2 rRNA genes are annotated in these 3,181 nt (G+C 51.8%); both read right to left on the reverse strand.

Annotation, left to right across the window (positions count from 1 at the left end):
• Positions 1-6: 6 nt before the first annotated feature.
• Positions 7-122, reverse strand: a 5S ribosomal RNA gene (gene rrf / locus BN1044_RS14620).
• 121 nt (positions 123-243) lie between these two features.
• Positions 244-3,151, reverse strand: a 23S ribosomal RNA gene (locus tag BN1044_RS14625).
• Positions 3,152-3,181 lie beyond the last annotated feature (30 nt).

The following is a 3,181-nucleotide window of genomic DNA, read 5'->3' on the forward strand; positions in this document are numbered from 1 at the left end:
TTTAAAGCCTGGCAGTTCCCTACTCTCGCATGGGGAGACCCCACACTACCATCGGCGCTACGGCGTTTCACTTCTGAGTTCGGCATGGGGTCAGGTGGGACCACCGCGCTATCGCCGCCAGGCATATTCTGTTATTTGTACCGCTCTCTGTATTTCTACAGCTAGCCATACAAACCAATCTGTTCAACAAGCCTACTCTTTGTGTTTTCGCGTCTCTGCGTCTTAAAACACCTTCGGTGTTGTAAGGTTAAGCCTCACGGATCATTAGTACTGGTTAGCTCAACGTATCGCTACGCTTACACACCCAGCCTATCAACGTCTTAGTCTTAAACGTTCCTTTAGGAGACTCAAGGTCTCAGGGAAGACTCATCTCGAGGCAAGTTTCGCGCTTAGATGCTTTCAGCGCTTATCTTTTCCGCATTTAGCTACCGGGCAATGCCATTGGCATGACAACCCGAACACCAGTGATGCGTCCACTCCGGTCCTCTCGTACTAGGAGCAGCCCCTCTCAATCTTCCAACGCCCACGGCAGATAGGGACCGAACTGTCTCACGACGTTCTAAACCCAGCTCGCGTACCACTTTAAATGGCGAACAGCCATACCCTTGGGACCTACTTCAGCCCCAGGATGTGATGAGCCGACATCGAGGTGCCAAACACCGCCGTCGATATGAACTCTTGGGCGGTATCAGCCTGTTATCCCCGGAGTACCTTTTATCCGTTGAGCGATGGCCCTTCCATTCAGAACCACCGGATCACTATGACCTACTTTCGTACCTGCTCGAGCCGTCACTCTCGCAGTCAAGCTAGCTTATGCCATTGCACTAACCTCACGATGTCCGACCGTGATTAGCTAACCTTCGTGCTCCTCCGTTACTCTTTAGGAGGAGACCGCCCCAGTCAAACTACCCACCAGACACTGTCCTCAATCCCGATTAGGGACCGGAGTTAGAACATCAAACATTAAAGGGTGGTATTTCAAGGTTGGCTCCACGCAGACTGGCGTCCACGCTTCAAAGCCTCCCACCTATCCTACACATCAAGGCTCAATGTTCAGTGTCAAGCTATAGTAAAGGTTCACGGGGTCTTTCCGTCTTGCCGCGGGTACACTGCATCTTCACAGCGAGTTCAATTTCACTGAGTCTCGGGTGGAGACAGCCTGGCCATCATTACGCCATTCGTGCAGGTCGGAACTTACCCGACAAGGAATTTCGCTACCTTAGGACCGTTATAGTTACGGCCGCCGTTTACTGGGGCTTCGATCAAGAGCTTCGCCTTGCGGCTGACCCCATCAATTAACCTTCCAGCACCGGGCAGGCGTCACACCGTATACGTCCACTTTCGTGTTTGCACAGTGCTGTGTTTTTATTAAACAGTTGCAGCCAGCTGGTATCTTCGACTGGCTTCAGCTCCATCCGCAAGGGACTTCACCTACGCGCCAGCGTGCCTTCTCCCGAAGTTACGGCACCATTTTGCCTAGTTCCTTCACCCGAGTTCTCTCAAGCGCCTTGGTATTCTCTACCTGACCACCTGTGTCGGTTTGGGGTACGATTCAATGTTACCTAGAGCTTAGAGGCTTTTCCTGGAAGCTTGGCATCAACTACTTCATCACCGTAGTGACTCGTCATCACGCCTCAGGGTTGATAAAAGCACGGATTTACCAATGCTTTCCCCCTACACGCTTAAACCGGGACAACCGTCGCCCGGATAGCCTAGCCTTCTCCGTCCCCCCTTCGCAGTAACACCGAGTACAGGAATATTAACCTGTTTCCCATCGACTACGCCTTTCGGCCTCGCCTTAGGGGTCGACTCACCCTGCCCCGATTAACGTTGGACAGGAACCCTTGGTCTTCCGGCGAGCGGGTTTTTCACCCGCTTTATCGTTACTTATGTCAGCATTCGCACTTCTGATACCTCCAGCAACCCTCACGAGCCACCTTCAACGGCTTACAGAACGCTCCCCTACCCAACAACACAATGTGTCGCTGCCGCAGCTTCGGTGCATAGTTTAGCCCCGTTACATCTTCCGCGCAGGCCGACTCGACCAGTGAGCTATTACGCTTTCTTTAAATGATGGCTGCTTCTAAGCCAACATCCTGGCTGTCTATGCCTTCCCACATCGTTTCCCACTTAACTATGACTTTGGGACCTTAGCTGGCGGTCTGGGTTGTTTCCCTCTTCACGACGGACGTTAGCACCCGCCGTGTGTCTCCCGTGATAACATTCTTCGGTATTCGTAGTTTGCATCGAGTTGGTAAGTCGGGATGACCCCCTAGTCGAAACAGTGCTCTACCCCCGAAGATGAGTTCACGAGGCGCTACCTAAATAGCTTTCGGGGAGAACCAGCTATCTCCCGGTTTGATTGGCCTTTCACCCCCAGCCACAAGTCATCCGCTAATTTTTCAACATTAGTCGGTTCGGTCCTCCAGTTAGTGTTACCCAACCTTCAACCTGCCCATGGCTAGATCACCGGGTTTCGGGTCTATACCTTGCAACTTGACGCCCAGTTAAGACTCGGTTTCCCTACGGCTCCCCTATTCGGTTAACCTTGCTACAAAATATAAGTCGCTGACCCATTATACAAAAGGTACGCAGTCACCCCATAAAAGAGGCTCCCACTGCTTGTACGTACACGGTTTCAGGTTCTATTTCACTCCCCTCGCCGGGGTTCTTTTCGCCTTTCCCTCACGGTACTGGTTCACTATCGGTCAGTCAGGAGTATTTAGCCTTGGAGGATGGTCCCCCCATATTCAGACAGGATGTCACGTGTCCCGCCCTACTCATCGAACTCACAACATATGCATTTTCAAGTACGGGGCTATCACCCTGTATCGCCGGACTTTCCAGACCGTTCCTCTGACACATACGCTGATTAAGGTTCTGGGCTGTTCCCCGTTCGCTCGCCGCTACTAGGGGAATCTCGGTTGATTTCTTTTCCTCAGGGTACTTAGATGTTTCAGTTCCCCTGGTTCGCTTCGTTAAGCTATGTATTCACTTAACGATAGTGTGACGAATCACACTGGGTTTCCCCATTCGGAAATCGTCGGTTATAACGCTTCATATCAGCTTACCGACGCTTATCGCAGATTAGCACGTCCTTCATCGCCTCTGACTGCCTAGGCATCCACCGTGTACGCTTAGTCACTTAACCTCACAACCCGAAGGTGTCTTTTTAGTGAAC

This window comes from Hafnia alvei (assembly GCF_900095695.1).
In the GTDB taxonomy this organism is placed as follows: domain Bacteria; phylum Pseudomonadota; class Gammaproteobacteria; order Enterobacterales; family Enterobacteriaceae; genus Hafnia; species Hafnia alvei_B.